Consider the following 20,208-nt stretch of genomic DNA (forward strand, 5'->3'; position numbering starts at 1 on the left):
AATTGAGTAATGATTCAACCACAATCAAGGTTAAAGGTTGCAGATAACACTGGCGCAAAAGAGGTTATGTGTATAAGAGTGCTTGGTGGTTCAAATAGAAAATTTGCTAACATAGGTGATATTATAGTTTGTTCTGTTAAAGATGCAACACCAGGTGGCGTTGTTAAAAAAGGTGATGTTGTAAAAGCTGTTATTGTCAGAACAAGAAAAGGTATCAGAAGAGAAGATGGGACTTACATCAGGTTTGACGACAATGCAGCAGTTTTGATAAGAGAGGACAAAACACCAAGAGGTACACGTATATTTGGACCTGTTGCAAGAGAGCTCAGAGACAAAGATTTCATGAAGATTGTGTCTCTTGCACCAGAAGTTCTATAAGCTTTTAAGGAGGGAAAGCCATGCCAAACAAGGTTCATGTAAAAAAAGGGGATACAGTTGTAGTAATTTCAGGCAAGTACAAAGGAAAACAGGGCAAAGTTCTTACTGTTTTACCAAAAGACAAAAAAGTTGTTGTTGAGGGTGTTAATATTGTTAAGAAGCATGTAAGGCCAAATCCTAAGATGCCGCAAGGTGGTATTATTACTCAAGAAGCACCAATTTGGGCATGTAAGGTAATGCTTGTATGTCCAAAGTGCAACAAACCAACACGCATAGGTCACAGGTTCATTCAAGAGGGAGAAGAAGAGAAGAAAGTTAGAACATGTAAAAAATGTGGTGAGATTATAGATTAATAGCCAAAGTGAGGGGAGGTAACATTTATGGCACCAAGGCTTAAAGAAAAGTACTACAAAGAAGTTGTTCCTGCGATGATGCAGAAGTTTGGATACAAGAATGTTATGCAAGTGCCAAGGCTTGGCAAGATTGTAGTAAATATTGGACTTGGCGAGGGCAAGGATAATCCGAAGGCATTAGAAGCAGCTGTGAACGATCTGATGGCAATTACTGGCCAAAAACCAATTGTCACTCGAGCAAAGAAGTCTATTGCAAACTTCAAATTGAGAAAAGGGATGCCAATAGGTTGTATGGTGACATTAAGAGGAGATAGAATGTATGAATTTTTAGATAAAATGATAAACCTTGCATTGCCAAGGGTGAGAGACTTTAGAGGCGTGTCTGACAAATCATTTGACGGAAGAGGAAACTATTCAATAGGTTTTAAAGAACAGCTTGTTTTCCCTGAAATTGATTATGATAAGGTTGATAAGATTAGAGGGCTTGAGGTAACAATTGTCACCTCGGCAAAGACTGATGAAGAAGCAAAAGAGCTTTTAAGACTTTTAGGTATGCCATTTGCAAGTTAACTTTTAAAAGATAAGGAGGGTAATTAATGGCAAGAAAGGCGCTGATTATAAAACAACAAAGGCCTCAGAAATTTTCAACAAGGTATTACAATAGATGCAAAATTTGTGGGAGACCAAGAGCGTATTTGAGAAAGTTCGGCGTTTGCAGACTTTGTTTTAGAAAGCTTGCTCATAATGGAGAGATACCGGGTGTTAAGAAAGCGAGCTGGTAATTTTTAATTAGGAAGGAGGTAATAAAATGTACGTAATAGACCCAATTGCAGATATGCTCACACGTATTAGAAACGCGAATAATGCTCGCCATGAAGTTGTTGATATTCCAGCATCAAAGATGAAAAAGGCTATTGCTCAGATTTTGTTAGAAGAAGGCTTTATAAAAGAATATGAAATTATTGACGATGGAAAAAATGGAATTATAAGAATAAAGTTGAAATATGGTCCTAACAAGGAAAGAGCAATCACAGGTCTAAAGAGAATTTCAAAACCCGGAAGAAGAGTATATGCAGGTAAAGATGAGCTTCCAAAAGTGTTAGGAGGACTTGGAATAGCTATTATTTCTACATCTAAAGGCATAATGACGGATAAAAAGGCAAGAAAAGAAGGGGTTGGCGGAGAGGTTCTCTGCTACATCTGGTAATAATAAGACTTTATTTTTGTTGGAGGTGAAATGATGTCAAGAATAGGAAAAAAACCTATTGATATACCAAGCGGTGTTGAAGTTAAAATAGATGGCAATGTCATTACCGTAAAAGGTCCAAAAGGAAGCTTGACAAAAGAGATTCATCCTGAGATGATAGTTAAGATAGAAAATAATCAGATTTTAGTGCAGAGACCTTCTGATGAAAGACACCACAAAGCACTCCATGGTCTTACAAGAACACTTATTGCTAACATGGTTGCGGGTGTTACAAAAGGGTACGAAAAGGTATTAGAAATTGTTGGAATAGGTTACAGAGCACAAAAACAGGGGAAAAAACTTATTTTAAACGTTGGTTATTCTCATCCTGTTGAGATTGAAGAGCCAGCGGGAATAACTATCGAGGTTCCTGACCAGAACAGAATAGTGGTAAAAGGAATTGACAAGCAGCAAGTTGGCAACTTTGCTGCAAATATAAGAAAGGTACGTGAACCTGACCCATATTTGGGTAAAGGTATTAAATATGCAGATGAAGTATTAAGACTCAAAGAAGGAAAAGCCGGCAAAGGCGGTAAGAAATAGAGGGGAGTGATTGGGCTTGTATAAAAAGGTGAATCGTAATGAAAAAAGGCTAATACGTCACAAAAGAATTAGAAAGAAGGTTTTTGGCACAGCTGAAAGACCTCGTCTTTGTGTCTACAAGAGCTTGAAATATATATATGCTCAGATAATTGACGATGAGAAAGGTCACACCTTAGTTGCAGCGTCATCACTTGAACCAGAGATTAAGTCAAGATTGACATCTACAAAATCTATCGAGGCAGCACAGTATATTGGAAGAGTTATTGCAGAGAGGGCAAAAGAAAAGGGAATAACAAAGGTTGTATTTGACAGAGGCGGTTACCCATATCATGGAAGAGTAAAGGCATTAGCTGATGCCGCAAGAGAAGCTGGTCTTGAGTTTTAATTTTGAAGGAGGGATAGAGCTTGGTTCAAAAGAGAATTGATCCAAAGGAATTAAATTTGAAAGAAAGAGTTGTTAATATAAATAGGGTTGCAAAGGTTGTAAAGGGAGGTAAGAGGCTTAAATTTTCAGCTATAGTGGTTGTTGGTGATGAGAACGGTCATGTTGGTGCAGGACACGGCAAGGCAGCTGAGATACCTGATGCTATAAGAAAGGCTATTGAAGATGCTAAAAAGCATCTTATTGAAGTACCAATTGTAGGTACAACAATACCACATGAAGCAATTGGCGATTTTGGAGCATCAAAGGTATTGATTAAACCTGCTCCAGAGGGTACTGGAGTTATTGCAGGCGGTGCTGTAAGAGCTGTTTGTGAGCTTGCAGGAATTAAAGATATTAGAACAAAAAGCCTTGGATCTAACAACCCGGCTAATGTTGTACATGCAACAATTGAAGCTTTAAAGCAGCTCAAAAAACCTGAAGAGGTTGCAAGACTTAGAGGAAAGACCTTAGAAGAGATACTCAAATAAAAAGGAGGGCAAGCTTTATGAAACTTTTTGAACTGAAACCTGCGCCAGGTGCTAAGAAAAAGCCAAAAAGAGTTGGAAGAGGCGAAAGCTCTGGTCATGGTAAGACATCAACAAGAGGTCATAAAGGTCAATGGGCTCGTTCAGGCGGCGGTGTCAGACCAGGTTTTGAGGGTGGACAGATGCCGCTTACCAGAAGAATTCCGAAAAGGGGCTTTAAAAATATAAATAAAAAGGTGTATACTGAAGTTAATGTAGAAAAACTTGAAAGATTTGAAAATGACACGGTAATTACACCTGAGCTTTTACTCAAAGAAGGAGTTATTAGCAAGATAGAGAAGGACGGAGTGAAAGTACTCGGTAAAGGAGATCTCACAAAGAGGCTGATTGTAAGGGTGCAGAAGGTGTCAGAAGGTGCAAGAAAGAAGATAGAAGCAGCTGGAGGAAAGGTAGAGGTGATTTAAAGTGTTTGAAACAATTAAGAATGCGTGGAGACTACCTGACCTGAGAAGAAAAATCCTCTTTACACTCTTTATGCTACTCATTTTCAGACTGGGGGCGTTCATCCCAGTCCCCTATATAGATAGGGATGCTTTAGCAAAGGTTATTAACGACCTTACGATGCTTGGTTTTTTTGATGTTGTTGCTGGCGGAACATTTAAAAATATGAGTATATTTGCGATGAGTGTAACACCATATATCAACTCTTCTATTATCATGCAGCTTTTGACAATTGCTATACCGGCTTTAGAAGAGCTTGCAAAACAAGGCGAAGAGGGCAGAAAAAAGCTTGCTGAATGGACCAGATATGGTACAGCAATCTTGGCATTTTTACAGGCGGTTGGTATTTATTTTGGACTCAAGAATGCAACAGGCTTGACAGGTGGAGTTCCTGTTATCACAACACAAGGCCAGGGATTTTTAGGATTTATAACAATAACACTTGCTTTAACAGCTGGTACAGTATTCTTGATGTGGATTGGTGAACAGATAACAGAAAATGGTATTGGTAATGGTATATCGCTTTTGATTTTTGCTGGAATTATTTCGAGAATTCCAAATGGAGCAGTATCGCTTTGGAACTATGTCGCAAAGTTAAATGAATTTTCGCTGACAAGTATTATTGGCGTGCTTTTATTCTTAGTTATGGCATTGGCAATAATTGTTTTTATAATTGTAATCCAAGAGGGAGAGAGAAGAATTCCAGTTCAGTATGCAAAAAGAATAGTTGGAAGAAAAGTATACGGTGGACAGAGCACTCATATTCCTATTAAAGTAAATATTGCAGGGGTTATACCAATAATCTTTGCAATATCACTTGTTATGTTACCGACCACAATAGCTCAGTTTTTCCCAAATTCTGGCTTTTACAAATTTGTAAAAGCGTATTTCTCATCGGGGTCATTTTGGTATACATTTTTCTATGCTTTATTCATAATAGGCTTTACTTATTTCTATACTGCAATAGTTTTCAATCCAGTGGAGATTGCTAATAACTTGAAAAATAATGGAGGATTTATACCTGGTATCAGACCAGGAAAGCCAACAGTGGATTTTATTACACGTGTGCTTTCTAAAGTGACTTTTGCTGGCGCACTGTTTTTAGCATTTATAGCTATTTTGCCAACCTTAGTTGGGCTTATGTTCAGACACCAGCTAAATATATACTTTGGTGGAACGAGCTTGTTGATTGTTGTGGGTGTTGCGCTTGAGACAATAAGACAAATGGAAGCTCAAATGCTCATGAGACACTACAAGGGATTCTTGAGTTAAAATGAGTTCATTTTAACTGGTGGAGGTAATAAAAAAGATGAGACTTATAATCTTAGGTGCACCAGGTGCAGGCAAGGGTACACAAGCAGAGTACCTTAGCAGTAGATTTGGGATTCCCCACATTTCAACAGGGGATATTTTAAGAGAAAATGTAAAAAACCAGACAGAACTTGGCAAAAAGGCAAAGGAATATATGGACAAAGGACTTCTTGTGCCGGATGAGATAGTAATTGAAATTGTCAAGAATAGGCTTATGCAAGATGATTGCAAAAATGGGTTTTTGCTTGATGGATTTCCAAGGACAATTGCCCAGGCTGAAGCTTTAGAAAAGGTTTTAGCTGATCTTGGGCAAAAGATTGACAAGGTTTTAAATATTGAAGTACCTGATGAAAAAATATTAGAGAGAATGTCAGGAAGAAGAATCTGTAAAAGCTGTGGTGCAAGCTTCCATGTCATCTATAGGCCACCCAAAAAAGAAGGTATTTGTGATATATGTGGTGGGCAACTTTACCAGAGAGAAGACGATAAAGAAGAAACAGTAAAAAAGCGTTTAGAGGTCTATCATGCACAGACTCAACCTCTGATAGAATACTATAAAAATAAGGGTTTGCTTGTTACAGCAGTAGGTCAAGAAGAAATTGCTGATACAACAAAAGAAGTGTTAAAAGCTCTTGGAGTTGAATAAGGAGCAAGGGACAGAAAATGATTACTATTAAGTCTGAGGCTGAACTTGATAGTATGAGATGCGCAGGTAAGATTGTAGCAAAGGTATTAAAAGAGCTGGAGAATTTGATAAGGCCTGGCGTTACTACAAAAGAGCTTGATGAATTTGCTGAAGAGTATATAATTAAAAATGGCGGGATACCATCATTTAAGGGGCTGTATGGGTATCCTGCCTCTATATGTACTTCAGTCAATGATGAGGTAGTTCATGGAATCCCAAGTATGAGAAGGTTGGAAAGTGGAGATATTATCAGTATAGATGTAGGAGTTTGTGTAGATGGCCTTCATGCTGATGCAGCAAGGACCTTTGCTGTGGGGGAGATTTCCGAAACAGCAAAGCTACTTATAAAAACTACTGAAGAAAGTTTTTTTGAAGGTATCAAAAACGCGGTTGCTGGCAAAAGAGTTGGAGACATATCAAATAGTATTCAAAGGTATGTAGAAAGCCGTGGCTTCAGTGTAGTAAGGGATTTGGTGGGGCATGGGATTGGAAGAAAATTTCATGAGTCACCTCAGGTCCCTAATTTTGGTAAAGCTGGAGTTGGGATAAGGCTTATCAAGAACATGACCTTAGCAGTCGAGCCAATGGTAAATGAAGGAACGTCCAAGGTTTACACAGCAGAAGACGGGTGGACTGTAAAGACTCTTGATGGTAAGCTCTCTGCCCATTATGAGAACACTATCATAATTACTGAGGGCTTACCAGAGATAATTACATTATGAGGTGTTTTTCAAATGGATCTTCAAATAGGGCAGATAGTTCTGTCCAAAATGGGGAGAGATAAAAATAGGTTCTTTATTATATTTGACATAACCGATGATGGTTATGTGTATCTTGTAGATGGGAAATTGAGAAAGATTAAAAAGCCCAAGAAGAAAAAGATTAAACACATTGCACCTACCAAGTTTGTCTCCGAAGAGATAAAAGAAAAGATACTCAAGAAAAAGTTGACTGATGCGGAGGTTGCAAAGGTGATAGAGGAATTTGAGAATAGAAAAGAGTAGGGGGTTGATAAGCCTTGTCCAAGGAGGATGTAATTGAATTAGAAGGGACTGTTATTGAAGCATTGCCGAATGCTATGTTTCAAGTCCAGCTTGACAATGGGCATAAAGTTCTTGCTCATGTCTCTGGTAAGCTGAGAATGAATTTTATTAGAATATTACCGGGTGATAGAGTTGTTGTACAGCTATCACCTTATGACCTGACACGTGGCAGAATTGTGTGGAGGTCAAAATAAACTCTTTTTGAAGAAGGAGGAGAGAAAATGAAGGTAAGACCGTCTGTAAAACCTATTTGCGAAAAATGCAAGGTTATCAGAAGAAAGGGTAAGATAAGAATAATTTGCGAAAATCCAAAGCATAAGCAAAGACAAGGTTAATTTTTTGGAGGTGAATTTTTAGAATGGCAAGAATTGCAGGTGTAGACTTACCAAGAGAAAAAAGAATTGAAATTGCACTGACATATATATTTGGTATAGGTTTATCTAGGTCAAAGCAGATTTTGAGAGATACAGGTGTTGATCCAAACAAGAGAGTAAAGGATTTAACTGATGATGAGGTCGCTAAGATAAGAGATTATATTGATAAAAATTTCAAGGTTGAGGGTGAACTTCGTGCCGAGATTGCAAGAAACATTAAAAGATTAATTGATATTAGATGTTACAGAGGTTTAAGACATTTAAGGGGACTGCCTGTTCGTGGTCAGCGAACAAGGACAAATGCAAGGACCAGAAAAGGACCAAGAAAAACTGTTGGTGTTATGAGAAAGAAATCGTAAGAGGGAGGAGTAAATAAGAATGGCAAGACCAGCAAGAAGAACAGTTAGACGTTCTGAGAGAAAAAATGTAGAAAAAGGCATTGCTCATATACATTCAACATTTAACAATACAATTGTTACAATTACTGACCCATCAGGAAATGCAATTGCATGGGCAAGTGCAGGAACATGCGGTTTTTCAGGAACAAAAAAAGGAACTCCGTTTGCCGCTCAGCTTGCAGCTGAGAAAGCAGCAAAGATGGCAATGGACCATGGGATGAGGACAGTTGAAGTTTACGTAAAAGGGCCAGGTGCAGGAAGAGAAGCTGCGATTAGAGCACTCCAGGCAGCAGGGCTTGAGGTAACGCTTATAAAAGATGTTACTCCAATTCCTCACAATGGCTGCAGACCACCTAAAAGAAGAAGAGTATAAAATTTTATAGGAGGTGCTTTGTCTTGTCAAAGTATATTGGACCTGATTGCAGACTATGCAGAAGAGAGGGAATGAAATTATTTTTAAAAGGCGATAGATGCTATACAGAAAAGTGTGCGTTTGCAAAAAGACCATACCCCCCTGGTCAGCATGGTCAAGAGAGAAAAAAGCTTTCTGAGTATGGTATGCAGCTTAGAGAAAAACAAAAGGTAAAGAGAATCTATGGTGTTTTGGAAACTCAGTTTAGAAGATATTTTGAGATGGCTGAGAAGATGAAGGGTATTGCAGGTGAAAATCTTTTGTCTTTACTTGAGAGAAGACTTGACAATGTAGTGTATAGATTGGGTTTTGCAGCATCTCGTGGTGAGGCACGAGTACTTGTATCGCATGCACACTTTAAAGTAAATGGTAAGACTGTAAATATTCCGTCTTATCTTGTTGATGTTGGAGATGTGATTGAAGTAAAAGAAAAAAGCAAGTCAAAACCAAGATTTATTGAGATAAAAGAGAAATATGCAAAGAGACCATCACCAAAATGGCTTGAAAAGGACGTTGAAAACCTTGTAGGTAAAGTAATTGCTCTGCCAACAAGAGAAGATATTGATATGCCAATCAAAGAGCACTTGATTGTAGAGCTCTACTCCAAGTAATAAATGCCCTCACTAAAGCAGTTTGTGGTGTATTATTTTTAAGGAGGGTATATTGAGTTGATTGAAATTCAAAAACCAACAATTAGATGTGAAGAGTTAAGCCAAGACCAAAAGTATGGTCGATATGTCATTGAACCCTTGGAAAGGGGTTATGGAATCACAATTGGTAATGCACTTAGAAGAACGCTTTTATCGTCTTTGCCTGGTGCAGCTGTGACAGCGGTAAAAATAGATGGTGTTCTCCATGAGTTTTCTACTATTCCAGGAGTATTAGAAGATGTTCCAGAGATTATTCTTAACCTAAAAGGGTTAGCAATCAAGATGTCATCACCCGGTCCAAAGGTAATGTATATAGAGGCACAGGGTGAGTGTGAGGTAAAGGCAAAGGATATAAAAGCAGATGCTGATATAGAGATTTGCAATCCTGAGCATCATATTGCAACGCTGAATGAAGACGCACGACTTTTTATGGAAATAACAGTGAATCAGGGCAAAGGCTACGTTCCTGCAGAGAGAAACAAACAATCAAACCAGCCAATAGGTGTAATTCCTGTTGATTCAATCTACACCCCTGTTACTAAGGTAAATTATAAGGTTGAGAATACAAGAGTTGGTCAGGTTACAGATTATGACAAGCTTACAATGGAGATTTGGACAAATGGTACTATCAGGCCTGATGAGGCACTAACAGTTGCTGCAAAGATTTTGATTGAGCATTTTAACCTGTTTACTGATCTTTCAAATATTCCGACAAAGATCGAGACAGTTGTAAAGCAAGAACCACCAAAAAGGAATAAACTTCTTGATATGACTATAGAAGAGCTTGAGCTTTCAGTCAGGTCGTATAACTGCCTCAAAAGAGCTGGTATTAACACTGTTGAAGATTTAGTCAACAAGACAGAAGAAGAGATGATGAAGGTAAGAAACCTTGGTAAAAAATCATTAGAAGAGGTCATTCAAAAGCTTCACAGCTTAGGACTGAGCCTCAAAAAGAGCGATAGCACGCCGAAGGAGGAGGAAGAAGAGAAATGAACAAATTGAGAAAACTCAAACGCGATACAGACCACAGACAGGCTCTTATGAGAAACTTGGCAACATCGTTGTTCAAGCATGGTAGAATAATGACAACAGAAGCAAAGGCAAAAGATTTGAGAAGAGTAGCTGAAAAACTCATCACCATAGCTAAAAAGGGCGACCTTGCATCATATAGAAGAGTGTTAGGGTATCTTTACGAAGAAGATGTGGCTTATGATTTGTTCCAGAAGATTGCGCCAAGATATCAAGGAAGAAATGGCGGTTATACAAGGATAATCAAGGTTGGTCCAAGAAAAGGTGACGGCGCAATGATGGTTTATATAGAACTGGTGTGAGGTCAAAGAGGCAAAGTCCTCTTTGACCTTTTCATTTAATAGTAATCTGCAATAGCGTAATTATTCGAATCCATGTAATAACAACGAATATATTTTTGCTATTTACAAAGTGCAAGATATCTGCTAATATAATATATGCTTTTTGATTGTTGCGGGATGGTGTAATGGTAGCACAGGTGACTCTGGATCACCTTGTCTAGGTTCGAGTCCTAGTCCCGCAGCCAAAATGGCCCTATCGTCTAGAGGCCTAGGACACCGCCCTCTCACGGCGGAGACAGGGGTTCGAATCCCCTTAGGGCTACCATTTATATCCACAAAAGAATATACTTCGTCTGTCTAATGGCTTTGAAAAGTAGGACAGACGATTTTATTATTTTTGAAAAGTGCAATCAGGCTCTTTGTCAAGAATTGGGGTGGGTATTTTGAATGCCCACCTTTTTAGTTTTGCCATATATCATTTTATACGACAGGTAAAGAAACCATTCAAGTGGTCAAAATACGATTTACAACAATGATTATTTTGTGTTACGATAAAAATAGCTAAGCTTTAAGATGAGGTGATAGCTATGATTGTGAATGCGACAGAATTTAAAATGAGAGTAGGGAAATATCTGAAACTTGCTGAGAAAGAAGAGATTATTATTACAAAAAATGGTAGAAAAGTAGCAAAGCTTACACCGATTAGAAAGAGTGATACCTCTGCTGTGGATTTTTTATATGGTTTGATGGAGAATTATGGTAATAAAGAGATAGATGTACAACAAATAAGGAATGAGAGGCTAAAAAAGCATGAAGGTGTTAATTGACACTAATGTTATTTTGGATGTTTTATTAAAAAGAGCACCATTTGACACTGATTTGTATACAGTGTTAAAATACTGTGAGCAAAACGTTGTGGAAGGGTATATTCCTTCTTTTGCTGTTACAGATATTTATTATTTTATCTCCAAGAATTTAGGGAATGAAAAAGCGCGTCAAGGTATTGAAGCATTACTTAGCATAGTAAAACTTGTTGGTATAACTAAAAAGGATGTAGAAGATGCTTTGAGAAATCCAGCTATAAAGGATTTAAGGGATGCTTTACAACTTCAATGTGCCAAAAAAATCAAAGCAGAGTGGTTAATAACAAGAGATGATAAGTTTAAAAAGCTTATATCAAAACAATAACTCCTTTTGATTTTGTTCATACGATTATCAAGCCATAGACAAGTTCTCAAGGTAGCAGTTATAACACTACTCTCTTTTGCAAAAGTATTAAGAGAGTAATAGAAGGATATAAAAAGCGATAACAAAAACTTAAAAAGTCCATCTAAAAAAGATGGATTTTTTTATTTAGCAAAAGTATTGACAAAGACAACTTCAACATGTTATCATAAAATAAAACCGAGTATACAAGTCGGAATTGGAGAGATAAAAATGTTTAGGTTGTCGACAAAAGGAAGATATGGTGTAAGAGCAATGTTTGATTTAGCACTGCATTATGATGAAGGACTTGTTTCACTCAAAAGCATTGCCGAGCGTCAAGAAATCTCTGAACATTATTTAGAGCAGCTAATTGCAACTCTAAAAAAGGCTGGACTTGTGAAGAGTATAAGAGGTGCTCAAGGTGGGTATATGCTGTCTCGAGAACCGTCGAAAATAACTATAGGAGAGATCTTACGGGCGCTTGAGGGGTCACTCTCGCCTGCTGAGTGCATAGATGATATAGAAAAAGTGGATTGTCCAAGAGCGGACTTTTGCGTTACAAAAAAAGTTTGGGAGAAGGTAAAAGAAGCAATCGAAAGTGTTGTGGACTCAATAACGTTGCAAGACTTAGTTGATGATTATAAAAAGATGACAGCAAATGAGTCTTATATGTTTTATATTTAAAAATGAGGGTATAATAGATGTAGATACTCTACTATAAAGATAAAAATAATAGGAGATGATATAAATGCATGAAAGAATTATCTATTTTGACCATGCAGCAACAACCCCACTAAAAAAAGAAGTTTTAGATGAGATGATGCCATATCTCACAGAGCAGTATGGCAATCCGTCAACCATATACAGACTTGGCAGAGAAGCAAAGAAAGCAATTGAGCTTGCAAGAGAAAGGGTTGCTAAGGCTTTAAATGCAGAGGTGCAAGAGATATTTTTCACCTCTGGTGGGACAGAGTCAGATAACTGGGCATTAAAAGGTGTAGCCTTTGCAAATAAAGATAAAGGTAAGCATATTATAACAACAACCATTGAGCACCATGCAGTTTTGCACCCACTAAAATATCTTGAGGGTTTAGGGTTTGAAGTGACATATGTTCCTGTTGAGCCAAATGGTATTGTGGATCCTCAAAAAGTCAAAGAAGCAATAAGAGAAGATACTATATTGGTTTCTGTAATGCTCGCAAACAATGAAATTGGTACAATTCAGCCAGTTAAAGAAATAGCAAAAATAGCAAAAGAAAGAGGAATAATTGTTCATACAGATGCTGTTCAGGCAGTTGGTCAAATTCCTGTTGATGTAAAAGATTTGGGTGTTGATCTGCTATCACTTTCTGCTCACAAGTTCTATGGACCAAAAGGGGTTGGAGCACTGTATATAAAAAAGGGAACGAAGATTCATCCGTTTTCACATGGAGGAGCTCAAGAGAGAAACAGACGTGCAGGAACAGAAAATGTTGCTGGAATTGTTGGACTTGGTAAGGCGATAGAGCTTGCAATTCAGAATCTCTCTGAGTATGCTGCAAAACTTCAAAAGCTAAGAGATAAGCTTATTGATGGGGTTTTGAGCAAGATTGATTATGTTCGTCTAAATGGTGATAGATACAACAGGCTTCCAAATAATGCTAATTTCTCATTTGAGTTTATTGAGGGAGAGAGTTTGCTTTTGATGCTTGACATGAAAGGAATTGCGGCATCAAGCGGTTCTGCTTGTACATCAGGGTCTTTAGACCCATCACATGTGCTGTTGGCAATAGGGCTTGAGCATGAGGTAGCGCATGGTTCGTTGAGAATAACCTTAGGTGAAGACAACACGGAAGAAGATATAGATTATCTTTTAGAGGTCTTGCCAGAAATCGTATCAAGGCTCAGAGAGATGAGTCCACTCTATGAAAAGGTGAAAAAAGGGGGCAGATAAAGATGTATAGTGAAAAGGTTTTGGATCATTTTATGAATCCTCGAAATGTTGGTGAGATTGAGGATGCGAATGGTGTTGCTCAAGTAGGTAATCCAAAATGTGGGGATATAATGAAGATGTATCTTAAGATAGAAAATGGTATAATAGTTGATGCAAAGTTTAAAACATTTGGGTGTGGTGCTGCTGTTGCAACAAGTTCAATGGCAACAGAAATGGTAAAAGGAAAGACTATTGAAGAAGCCTTACAGATTACAAACAAGGCTGTAGCAGAGGCGTTAGATGGTCTTCCAGCAAACAAACTTCACTGTTCTGTTTTGGCTGAAGAGGCAATCAAGGCTGCAATAGAGGATTATTTGAGCAAGCAGAAGCAGCAAACACAAAACTAAATTGGTATAAAAGGGTGAGATTTTTTGAAGAAAAAAGTCCTTGTTGCAATGAGTGGAGGTGTTGATTCTTCTGTTGCTGCTGCAATCTTAAAGGAAGAAGGATATGAGGTATACGGTGCTACTATGCAGATTTGGCAAAACGAGTGTGGAGAGGATCTAATAACGGGAAAGAGTTGTTGTTCAATCTATGCAGTGGATGATGCTCGCAGAGTTGCTAATATACTTGATATTCCATACTATGTGTTCAATATGAAGGATGATTTCAAGAAAATGGTAATTGATTATTTCATTGATGAATATATAAAAGGTAGGACTCCAAACCCTTGTATAATGTGTAATAGAAAAATTAAATTTGAACTTTTTTTAAAAAAAGCGATTGCTATTGGTATGGACTATATTGCCACTGGTCATTATGCAGTTATAGAATATGACAGTAGTTTGAACAGATACCTTTTGAAAAGGTCTAAAGCAAAAGAAAAAGACCAGACATATGTGTTATATAACATGACGCAAGAGATGTTATCTAAAACTCTTTTTCCTTTAGGAAGATTTTCAAAGGATGATGTTCGCAAACTTGCAGAAAAATTTAAGCTCCCTGTTGCAAAAAAGCCAGACTCACAGGAGATTTGCTTTATTCCTGACAATAACTATGGCAAGTTTATTGAAAAAGAAACAGGGATTAGAGAAGATGGTGTGTACGTAGACACAGAGGGTAAAATCCTTGGAAAAAGCAGAGCTTATTACAATTACACTATTGGACAAAGAAAGGGACTTGGTATTTCAACTGGCAAGAGAATGTATGTAGTTGCTATAAAGCCAGAAGAAAACAAGGTTGTTTTAGGGGATGAAGATAAGATATTTGCAGATGCGCTTATTGCGACTGATTTGAATTTTATCCCATTTGACAAATTAGAATCTGAAATAGAAGTTACGGCAAAGATAAGATATACAGCTAAAGAGGCGAAAGCCAAAATCGTACCTATGGAAAATGATAAAGTACTTGTCAAGTTTTATGAAAAACAGCGTGCAATAACACCTGGCCAGTCTGTGGTGTTTTATAATAATGATATTGTGGTTGGTGGTGGTATAATAGAAAAGGCCCTCGTGTGAGGGCCTATATTTTTATAAATACTGGTTCTAAGTTTTCAAATTTTGCTAAGTATTTAAAACCAATCTCTTTTAGCAACTCAATGGTTGGTTTAAACATGTAAGCGATAAAATTTGGTGAGTGAGCATCAGACCCAATTGTGACAATTTCTCCACCCAGCTCATAATACCTTTTCAAGATCTTGGGTTCAGGATGAGGCGTCTGAAGGCCATATCTATAACCTGAAGTGTTTACTTCAATTCCCTTCCCCTTTTGTGTGAGTAATTTTAAAATCTCATCTATAAGGTCCCAATATTCTTTTCTGTCCAATTCTTTATTTTCATAATTTCCATAGCGTTTTACAATGTCAAGATGACCATAGACACAAAACTTATCGAACATTTTTATAAGATTTAATGTTTCTTCAAAATATCTCAAAAAAGCTTGTTCTTTGGTTTTGCCTGTATAAAAAATGCCATCTGCCAAATCTTGAAAGTCTACAACATGGGTTGATGCAATAATGAAATCAAACTGATAGCTATTTAAGATCTCCAAACTTTTTTCTATAGAATGTGGTTGCAAACCAACTTCAGCACCTAATTTAATCTTAATTCTGCCTTTGTATTTTTCCTTGACAGAATAAAATTCTTTCATGTACTCCTCATAGTCTATGTCCCAAATAGGATATGAAACTGGCGGGTATAAAAGGTCCATGTGGTCAGTAAAAACTACCTCATCAAGGCCAAGCTCTAAAGCTTTTTTGATAGCATCTTCCATGCTCATATTTGAGTCGGATGAGAAGTTTGAATGAATATGATAGTCAAACATTTTATGTCATCTCCTTTTTAATAGAGTTTTTGGCTTTCAATTAAATTTGGAAACAGGCTATAGTTTTTGCGTATAATCAAATTGTATGATATTTTATTGACAATGACAATAATGTAAAAAAGGGTGATTTTATGATAAAGCTAAAGGATGAACCAATGCAAGTGATAAAAAGGCTAAATCAGCACAATTTCAAAGCATACTTAGTGGGAGGATGCCTAAGAGACTATTTGCTTGGTACCACTCCACAGGATTTTGATATTGCAACAGATGCAAAGCCAGAAGATGTGATGAGACTTTTTGAAAAGACAATTCCAACAGGGATAAAACATGGAACAGTGACAGTCATAATAAACAATGTGAAGATTGAGGTTACAACTCTTAGAATAGAAAAAGAATATCAAAATCATAGATGGCCTACGGTAGAGTTTACAAACAGTCTTTATGAGGATCTAAAGAGAAGGGATTTTACGATAAACGCCTTGGCATATCACCCAGATGAGGGCCTTATTGATTATTTCAACGGACTTGATGATTTAAAAAATAAAATTGTTCGCTGTGTTGGAAATCCTCACCAGAGATTTTTTGAAGATGCTCTTCGAATTCTGAGGTGTATAAGGTTTGCAACTCAGCTTAATTTTAGCATAGATGAGAAGACATTTGAAGGTGTTGTGCTCTTAAAAGACCTTTTGAAAAAGATCTCTAAGGAGAGAATAAATGCTGAACTTTCAAAGATTCTCAGCAGCAAAAACTCTTTATATGGTATAAAACTGCTTTATGAAAGTGGTGTTGGAGAGACTGTGATTCCAGAATATATAAAAATATACAGCTTTCTGCATTCAACAGAGTTTGATTTGATTCCTTCTGAGTTCAAAATTCCGGCATTTTTTGCTTGTTTCCAAGATCCAAAAAAGGTGGAAGATATAATGAGAGATCTCAGATTTGATAAAAAAAATATCACTCTTGCAACAAAGCTATGTAACTATCTAAGTTCTGAATATGCCACAGAGTACCTCGTAAAAAAGGTATATTTTGAAGAAGAGAAGATGCCAGAAGGAATAATTTCTACACTTTCAATTTTAAAGGAAGATAAAACAATGATGGAACTGTTTAGTACTTTAAAGGCCCAAAATAAGCTTGTTAGCAAAAAGGATGTTAAGATAAAGGGTGATGATTTGTTAAAGCTCGGGTTAAAAGGCAAAGAATTGGGGAACGTATTACAGATAATATATGAATATATTCTTCACAATCCTGAGAAAAATAATAGAGATGAAATTTTAAAACATGTTAATTCATATTTTAAACAGGGTAAAAATTAATAAACAAATATTTAATTGAGGAGATGAACAATGCTACCAACCACAAATGAACTTGGATACTACGAAATTCGACTTGAAAGTATCGGCGGACTTGGGGCTAATGTTGCGGGAAAAATCTTAGCCGAGGCAGGAGTTGTTGGAAGTGAACTTAATGCTTTGAATTTTGCAAGTTACGGTTCTGAGAAAAAGGGCACACCTGTAAAATCATATATTAGATTTGCGCCAAAGGAAAAGCAAATAAGAATCAATTCGCCTGTTGTAAAACCTCATTTGGTAGCTATATTTCATGAAAATATGGTAAATACAAATCCAGTCACTCAAGGGCTTCAAAAAGACGGTATAGTCATTCTGAATACAAGTAAAGATGTGTATGCAGCTCGTGACTTTTTAAAACTTGCAAGCGGCACTGTTGCAGTTATTGATGCCATTAAAATAGCTCTTGAACAAAAGACAAGAATTAATATGGTAATGCTGGGTGCAATAGTAAAAATGCTTGGATTTATAAGTTTAGACAGCGTAAAGGAGTTGGTTAAAGAGGCTTTTGAGAAAAAATATCCTCAAACAATACCATCAAATCTTGCTGGACTTGAAGCAGGTTATAAAGAAGTAAAATCTGAATATTTTGAATATGATGGAAAATATCCTTATGTGGAATATCAAGAAGAGAGACGTCCAATAGGCTACAAAAATGCGCCAATTGGTGGGACGATTATTGAATATGCAAATACTATTACGAAAAACAACATTACAAGTAGAGTAGGCAAAATTCCTATCTTTATAAAAGAAAAGTGTATCCATTGTGGTCTTTGTGAAACAACATGTCCTGATTATGTCTTTGTGTGGGATAGATTTCCAGAAAACGGTAAAACTAAAATGTTCAACTTAGGACCAGACTATCAATATTGTAAAGGATGTTTGAGATGTGTAGATGTCTGTCCAACAGGAGCACTTGTTGAAGGAATTGAAAGAGAACATGACATTGAGAAAATTTCTGCCAAGCATGATTTTGATGTATATGAGAAATGGTATGAGGATGGTGAAAATTCATGATAAAACCTCAGGAAACAATTTTTGAAAGCGGAAATGAAATGGCGGCTTTGGCTGCATCGCAAATAAATTATCATATCATGGGATATTACCCTATAACACCATCAACCCAAATTGCAGAAGAACTTGACCAGATGAGAGCAGATGGTCAGCATGATATCTTGCTTATTGCAGCAGATGGCGAGCATGGGGCAGCAGGAATTTGCTACGGAGCAAGTTTAGGCGGTGGAAGAGTTTTTAATGCAACAAGTGCCAATGGTCTTATGTATGCATTAGAGCAGCTGCCTGTTCAATCTGGTACAAGATTTCCAATGGTTTTGAATTTAGTTACAAGGTCAATTTCCGGACCTTTAGATATAAAAGGTGATCATAGTGACTTGATGTTTACATTAAATACTGGGTGGATAATTTTGCTTGCTAAAGACCCTCAAAGGGTTTATGACATGAATATCATGGCAGTAAAAATTAGCGAACATCCTGAGGTTAATTTGCCTGTTATTGTTGCGTATGATGGATTTTTTACAAGTCATCAAAAAAGAGTTGTAAGTTATTTTAAGAACAAAGAAGATGTTCAAGAGTTTGTAGGGAAAACTCCACCACCCCGGATTGTTGCAACAGACCCTGAAAATCCTGTGACAATTGGTCCATACATGAATGAACCTGACCTTATAAATAACAAATATCAACTTAGCAAGGCGATGGACAAAGCTTATGAGGTCATCCCTAAGGTATTTGATGAATTTTATGAAATAAGTGGTAGAAAATATACTTTGGTTGAAGGTTACAAAATGGAAGATGCTGAAGTTGCAATATTCGTGTTGAATTCCAGCTATGATACCGTTTGCGAAGCTGTTGACCTTTTAAGGCAAAAGGGTCTCAAAGTTGGTGTGGCAACAACAAACGTGTTGCGGCCCTGGCCTAAAAAAGAAATCCAAGAGCTGCTCAAAAATGTAAAATACCTTGCTGTATTAGATAGACAAGAAAGTTATGGTGCAAAAGGTGGCAATATGACAATTGAGGTAAAAGCTACCCTGCAAGAGCTGAGGACAGATATAAAAGTAATTAGCAGGATTTATGGGCTTGGTGGGAAAGATTTCTTTTTAGATGATGCCATTTCTATTTTTGAGGATTTATATTTAGCATACGAGGATAAGAAACAAATACCAGATTTTGATTATATCGGAGCGTATGCAGGAGATGAGAACTATAAGCCCAGAAAATACATGGAGCCAATAAAGGCTGAGTGGACAAAAAATATTGCATTAAATACTCGCGACTTGACAGCAATGCCCAAAAGAATTGTTCCAGGGCATGGGGCATGTCCAGGATGTGGAATCTTTCCAAACTTGAATCTTCTTTTAAAAGGTATTGAAGGGGATGTAGTTTTACTTTTTCATACAGGCTGTGGTATGGTTGTAACAACTGCTTATCCTCAAACAGCATTCAGAACAACTTATATCCATAATCTATTTCAAAATGGTGCTGCTACTTTATCAGGACTTGTAGAGATGTATCATCAGCGTCAAAAAAGGGGAGAAATACCAAACAGAGAACTTACTTTTATTCTTGTCACAGGTGATGGTGGGAATGACATAGGCATGGGTCCAACAATTGGAGCTGCTTTGAGAAATCACAAGATGATTATATTTGAATACGACAATGGTGGATATATGAATACAGGTTATCAACTTTCATATACAACTCCCTATGGAGCCTCAAGTTCAACTTCACATGTTGGCAAAACTCAGTTTGGGAAGTCAACATTCCATAAAGATACCCCACAGATAATGGCAGCAACAAATATTCCATATGTGGCTACTGTTGCTGAGTCAGATCCCATAGATTTTGTAAAAAAAGCAAGAAAGGCACAAAAGATTATGAGAGAAGAGGGACTTGTTTACATTAAAGCTCTGTCAGCATGTCCACTGAACTGGGGAGATGAACCATCTAAAGAAAGAAGAGTAATTAAAGCAGCTGTTGATTGTTGTTTCCATCCACTTTACGAAGTTGATCATGGCAAAACTATTATCACTTATGACCCTGAGAAAAAAGGGAAAAAGATTCCTGTTATTGAGTGGCTATCTATGATGGGAAGAACAAGGCATCTTACAAGACCTGAATATAAACATATTGTAGACGAATTCCAAAAGGAAATTGACAGAAGATGGGAAAGGCTTAAGGCAAAACATGAACATCCCCTTCTGTAGATAAGTTTGTAATGTCGAAAAATATAAAGGTATTTAAAGAAAAAAGTCGAAAACATAAAGAAAATATGAGAAAATCAAGTTATAT

The 20,208-nt window shown here is 37.0% G+C and carries 30 protein-coding genes and 2 tRNA genes; 31 read left to right on the forward strand and 1 reads right to left on the reverse strand.

The annotated features are described in order from the left end of the window. Positions 1-9 precede the first annotated feature (9 nt). From rplN to mnmA, 28 genes are all read left to right on the forward strand, one after another. Positions 10-378: a 50S ribosomal protein L14 gene (rplN, locus tag H964_RS02115; RefSeq protein ID WP_011917781.1), complete on the forward strand. Its 369-nt coding sequence runs from the start codon at positions 10-12 to the stop codon at positions 376-378. 20 nt (positions 379-398) lie between these two features. Continuing rightward, entirely contained in the window at positions 399-731 is a 333-nt protein-coding gene (rplX, locus tag H964_RS02120; protein ID WP_011917780.1) for a 50S ribosomal protein L24, read from the forward strand. A gap of 27 nt (positions 732-758) precedes the next feature. Beyond that, complete coding sequence (gene rplE / locus H964_RS02125; protein WP_011917779.1) at positions 759-1,301, forward strand: 50S ribosomal protein L5; 543 nt, start codon at positions 759-761, stop codon at positions 1,299-1,301. A 26-nt stretch (positions 1,302-1,327) separates the two neighbouring features. Next, positions 1,328-1,513 (forward strand): type Z 30S ribosomal protein S14, encoded by a 186-nt coding sequence (locus tag H964_RS02130; protein WP_011917778.1) that lies wholly within the window; start codon positions 1,328-1,330, stop codon positions 1,511-1,513. Positions 1,514-1,539: 26 nt separating this feature from the next. Further along, positions 1,540-1,938 carry a 30S ribosomal protein S8 gene (gene rpsH / locus H964_RS02135; protein ID WP_011917777.1) on the forward strand — a complete coding sequence of 133 codons (399 nt, stop codon included), beginning with the start codon at positions 1,540-1,542 and terminating at the stop codon, positions 1,936-1,938. Positions 1,939-1,971: 33 nt separating this feature from the next. Next, complete coding sequence (gene rplF / locus H964_RS02140; RefSeq protein WP_011917776.1) at positions 1,972-2,520, forward strand: 50S ribosomal protein L6; 549 nt, start codon at positions 1,972-1,974, stop codon at positions 2,518-2,520. Positions 2,521-2,536: 16 nt separating this feature from the next. Next, positions 2,537-2,905 carry a 50S ribosomal protein L18 gene (rplR, locus tag H964_RS02145; RefSeq protein ID WP_039764309.1) on the forward strand — a complete coding sequence of 123 codons (369 nt, stop codon included), beginning with the start codon at positions 2,537-2,539 and terminating at the stop codon, positions 2,903-2,905. A 20-nt stretch (positions 2,906-2,925) separates the two neighbouring features. After that, entirely contained in the window at positions 2,926-3,432 is a 507-nt protein-coding gene (rpsE, locus tag H964_RS02150) for a 30S ribosomal protein S5 (RefSeq protein ID WP_039764310.1), read from the forward strand. A gap of 17 nt (positions 3,433-3,449) precedes the next feature. Continuing rightward, the gene (gene rplO / locus H964_RS02155; RefSeq protein ID WP_039764311.1) at positions 3,450-3,893 is read left to right on the forward strand and encodes a 50S ribosomal protein L15; all 444 of its coding nucleotides are present in this window, start codon (positions 3,450-3,452) and stop codon (positions 3,891-3,893) included. 1 nt (position 3,894) lies between these two features. After that, on the forward strand, positions 3,895-5,202 hold the full coding sequence (gene secY / locus H964_RS02160) for a preprotein translocase subunit SecY (protein ID WP_039764312.1): 1,308 nt from the start codon (positions 3,895-3,897) through the stop codon (positions 5,200-5,202). A gap of 37 nt (positions 5,203-5,239) precedes the next feature. After that, positions 5,240-5,887 (forward strand): adenylate kinase, encoded by a 648-nt coding sequence (locus H964_RS02165; RefSeq protein ID WP_039764313.1) that lies wholly within the window; start codon positions 5,240-5,242, stop codon positions 5,885-5,887. A gap of 17 nt (positions 5,888-5,904) precedes the next feature. After that, positions 5,905-6,648 carry a type I methionyl aminopeptidase gene (gene map, locus H964_RS02170; protein ID WP_039764314.1) on the forward strand — a complete coding sequence of 248 codons (744 nt, stop codon included), beginning with the start codon at positions 5,905-5,907 and terminating at the stop codon, positions 6,646-6,648. Positions 6,649-6,660: 12 nt separating this feature from the next. Continuing rightward, positions 6,661-6,930 carry a KOW domain-containing RNA-binding protein gene (locus H964_RS02175; protein ID WP_013429983.1) on the forward strand — a complete coding sequence of 90 codons (270 nt, stop codon included), beginning with the start codon at positions 6,661-6,663 and terminating at the stop codon, positions 6,928-6,930. A gap of 14 nt (positions 6,931-6,944) precedes the next feature. Then, complete coding sequence (gene infA, locus H964_RS02180; RefSeq protein ID WP_011917768.1) at positions 6,945-7,163, forward strand: translation initiation factor IF-1; 219 nt, start codon at positions 6,945-6,947, stop codon at positions 7,161-7,163. 27 nt (positions 7,164-7,190) lie between these two features. Then, positions 7,191-7,304 (forward strand): 50S ribosomal protein L36, encoded by a 114-nt coding sequence (gene rpmJ, locus H964_RS02185; protein ID WP_011917767.1) that lies wholly within the window; start codon positions 7,191-7,193, stop codon positions 7,302-7,304. A 23-nt stretch (positions 7,305-7,327) separates the two neighbouring features. Continuing rightward, positions 7,328-7,702: a 30S ribosomal protein S13 gene (gene rpsM, locus H964_RS02190; protein WP_011917766.1), complete on the forward strand. Its 375-nt coding sequence runs from the start codon at positions 7,328-7,330 to the stop codon at positions 7,700-7,702. Positions 7,703-7,721: 19 nt separating this feature from the next. Beyond that, positions 7,722-8,114 (forward strand): 30S ribosomal protein S11, encoded by a 393-nt coding sequence (gene rpsK, locus H964_RS02195; RefSeq protein ID WP_011917765.1) that lies wholly within the window; start codon positions 7,722-7,724, stop codon positions 8,112-8,114. A 23-nt stretch (positions 8,115-8,137) separates the two neighbouring features. Next, the gene (gene rpsD / locus H964_RS02200; protein ID WP_039764315.1) at positions 8,138-8,764 is read left to right on the forward strand and encodes a 30S ribosomal protein S4; all 627 of its coding nucleotides are present in this window, start codon (positions 8,138-8,140) and stop codon (positions 8,762-8,764) included. A 57-nt stretch (positions 8,765-8,821) separates the two neighbouring features. After that, positions 8,822-9,796, forward strand: a complete 975-nt coding sequence (locus tag H964_RS02205; RefSeq protein WP_039764316.1) for a DNA-directed RNA polymerase subunit alpha — start codon at positions 8,822-8,824, stop codon at positions 9,794-9,796. Further along, positions 9,793-10,134 carry a 50S ribosomal protein L17 gene (gene rplQ / locus H964_RS02210; RefSeq protein ID WP_011917762.1) on the forward strand — a complete coding sequence of 114 codons (342 nt, stop codon included), beginning with the start codon at positions 9,793-9,795 and terminating at the stop codon, positions 10,132-10,134. Before H964_RS02205 ends, rplQ begins: the two co-directional genes overlap by 4 nt. A 150-nt stretch (positions 10,135-10,284) precedes the next feature. Continuing rightward, positions 10,285-10,358, forward strand: a tRNA-Gln gene (locus H964_RS02215). 4 nt (positions 10,359-10,362) lie between these two features. Beyond that, a tRNA-Glu gene (locus H964_RS02220) sits at positions 10,363-10,438 on the forward strand. Positions 10,439-10,700: 262 nt separating this feature from the next. Next, positions 10,701-10,940 carry a type II toxin-antitoxin system Phd/YefM family antitoxin gene (locus tag H964_RS02225; RefSeq protein WP_039764317.1) on the forward strand — a complete coding sequence of 80 codons (240 nt, stop codon included), beginning with the start codon at positions 10,701-10,703 and terminating at the stop codon, positions 10,938-10,940. Continuing rightward, positions 10,924-11,301: a type II toxin-antitoxin system VapC family toxin gene (locus H964_RS02230; protein ID WP_051109287.1), complete on the forward strand. Its 378-nt coding sequence runs from the start codon at positions 10,924-10,926 to the stop codon at positions 11,299-11,301. The genes H964_RS02225 and H964_RS02230 overlap by 17 nt, the downstream gene beginning before the upstream one ends. Positions 11,302-11,550: 249 nt before the next feature. Continuing rightward, positions 11,551-12,003 carry an RrF2 family transcriptional regulator gene (locus H964_RS02235; RefSeq protein WP_039764318.1) on the forward strand — a complete coding sequence of 151 codons (453 nt, stop codon included), beginning with the start codon at positions 11,551-11,553 and terminating at the stop codon, positions 12,001-12,003. Between the two features lie 64 nt (positions 12,004-12,067). Then, on the forward strand, positions 12,068-13,252 hold the full coding sequence (nifS, locus tag H964_RS02240; RefSeq protein ID WP_039764319.1) for a cysteine desulfurase NifS: 1,185 nt from the start codon (positions 12,068-12,070) through the stop codon (positions 13,250-13,252). 2 nt (positions 13,253-13,254) lie between these two features. Continuing rightward, positions 13,255-13,638 (forward strand): Fe-S cluster assembly scaffold protein NifU, encoded by a 384-nt coding sequence (gene nifU / locus H964_RS02245; RefSeq protein ID WP_039764320.1) that lies wholly within the window; start codon positions 13,255-13,257, stop codon positions 13,636-13,638. A 24-nt stretch (positions 13,639-13,662) separates the two neighbouring features. Beyond that, positions 13,663-14,748, forward strand: a complete 1,086-nt coding sequence (gene mnmA, locus H964_RS02250) for a tRNA 2-thiouridine(34) synthase MnmA (protein WP_039764321.1) — start codon at positions 13,663-13,665, stop codon at positions 14,746-14,748. Between the two features lie 4 nt (positions 14,749-14,752). Here the strand turns inward: mnmA and H964_RS02255 are convergent, their stop codons facing one another. Then, a complete protein-coding gene (locus H964_RS02255; protein WP_039764322.1) occupies positions 14,753-15,553 on the reverse strand; it encodes a histidinol-phosphatase HisJ family protein in 801 nt (266 codons plus the stop codon). Positions 15,554-15,684: 131 nt separating this feature from the next. On the opposite strand from H964_RS02255, the gene H964_RS02260 reads away from it, so the two are divergent. Genes H964_RS02260 through H964_RS02270 form a run of 3 tightly spaced genes read left to right on the forward strand, consistent with a single transcriptional unit; the run spans position 15,685 to position 20,123 of the window. Next, a complete protein-coding gene (locus tag H964_RS02260; protein ID WP_039764323.1) occupies positions 15,685-16,869 on the forward strand; it encodes a CCA tRNA nucleotidyltransferase in 1,185 nt (394 codons plus the stop codon). Between the two features lie 30 nt (positions 16,870-16,899). Continuing rightward, positions 16,900-17,919: a 2-oxoacid:acceptor oxidoreductase family protein gene (locus H964_RS02265; protein ID WP_039764324.1), complete on the forward strand. Its 1,020-nt coding sequence runs from the start codon at positions 16,900-16,902 to the stop codon at positions 17,917-17,919. Next, positions 17,916-20,123: a thiamine pyrophosphate-dependent enzyme gene (locus H964_RS02270; RefSeq protein ID WP_039764325.1), complete on the forward strand. Its 2,208-nt coding sequence runs from the start codon at positions 17,916-17,918 to the stop codon at positions 20,121-20,123. The genes H964_RS02265 and H964_RS02270 overlap by 4 nt, the downstream gene beginning before the upstream one ends. Positions 20,124-20,208: the final 85 nt, after the last annotated feature.

Source organism: Caldicellulosiruptor sp. F32 (genome assembly GCF_000404025.1).
Taxonomy (GTDB): domain Bacteria; phylum Bacillota; class Thermoanaerobacteria; order Caldicellulosiruptorales; family Caldicellulosiruptoraceae; genus Caldicellulosiruptor; species Caldicellulosiruptor saccharolyticus.

Coding starts and splice junctions, on each gene's coding strand:
- rplN (WP_011917781.1), top strand. CDS start 10: ATGATTCAACCACAATCAAGGTTAAAGGTTGCAGATAACACTGGCGCA.
- rplX (WP_011917780.1), top strand. CDS start 399: ATGCCAAACAAGGTTCATGTAAAAAAAGGGGATACAGTTGTAGTAATT.
- rplE (WP_011917779.1), top strand. CDS start 759: ATGGCACCAAGGCTTAAAGAAAAGTACTACAAAGAAGTTGTTCCTGCG.
- H964_RS02130 (WP_011917778.1), top strand. CDS start 1,328: ATGGCAAGAAAGGCGCTGATTATAAAACAACAAAGGCCTCAGAAATTT.
- rpsH (WP_011917777.1), top strand. CDS start 1,540: ATGTACGTAATAGACCCAATTGCAGATATGCTCACACGTATTAGAAAC.
- rplF (WP_011917776.1), top strand. CDS start 1,972: ATGTCAAGAATAGGAAAAAAACCTATTGATATACCAAGCGGTGTTGAA.
- rplO (WP_039764311.1), top strand. CDS start 3,450: ATGAAACTTTTTGAACTGAAACCTGCGCCAGGTGCTAAGAAAAAGCCA.
- H964_RS02165 (WP_039764313.1), top strand. CDS start 5,240: ATGAGACTTATAATCTTAGGTGCACCAGGTGCAGGCAAGGGTACACAA.
- map (WP_039764314.1), top strand. CDS start 5,905: ATGATTACTATTAAGTCTGAGGCTGAACTTGATAGTATGAGATGCGCA.
- H964_RS02175 (WP_013429983.1), top strand. CDS start 6,661: ATGGATCTTCAAATAGGGCAGATAGTTCTGTCCAAAATGGGGAGAGAT.
- rpmJ (WP_011917767.1), top strand. CDS start 7,191: ATGAAGGTAAGACCGTCTGTAAAACCTATTTGCGAAAAATGCAAGGTT.
- rpsM (WP_011917766.1), top strand. CDS start 7,328: ATGGCAAGAATTGCAGGTGTAGACTTACCAAGAGAAAAAAGAATTGAA.
- rpsK (WP_011917765.1), top strand. CDS start 7,722: ATGGCAAGACCAGCAAGAAGAACAGTTAGACGTTCTGAGAGAAAAAAT.
- rplQ (WP_011917762.1), top strand. CDS start 9,793: ATGAACAAATTGAGAAAACTCAAACGCGATACAGACCACAGACAGGCT.
- H964_RS02225 (WP_039764317.1), top strand. CDS start 10,701: ATGATTGTGAATGCGACAGAATTTAAAATGAGAGTAGGGAAATATCTG.
- H964_RS02230 (WP_051109287.1), top strand. CDS start 10,924: ATGAAGGTGTTAATTGACACTAATGTTATTTTGGATGTTTTATTAAAA.
- H964_RS02235 (WP_039764318.1), top strand. CDS start 11,551: ATGTTTAGGTTGTCGACAAAAGGAAGATATGGTGTAAGAGCAATGTTT.
- nifS (WP_039764319.1), top strand. CDS start 12,068: ATGCATGAAAGAATTATCTATTTTGACCATGCAGCAACAACCCCACTA.
- nifU (WP_039764320.1), top strand. CDS start 13,255: ATGTATAGTGAAAAGGTTTTGGATCATTTTATGAATCCTCGAAATGTT.
- H964_RS02255 (WP_039764322.1), bottom strand. CDS start 15,553: ATGTTTGACTATCATATTCATTCAAACTTCTCATCCGACTCAAATATG.
- H964_RS02260 (WP_039764323.1), top strand. CDS start 15,685: ATGATAAAGCTAAAGGATGAACCAATGCAAGTGATAAAAAGGCTAAAT.
- H964_RS02265 (WP_039764324.1), top strand. CDS start 16,900: ATGCTACCAACCACAAATGAACTTGGATACTACGAAATTCGACTTGAA.
- H964_RS02270 (WP_039764325.1), top strand. CDS start 17,916: ATGATAAAACCTCAGGAAACAATTTTTGAAAGCGGAAATGAAATGGCG.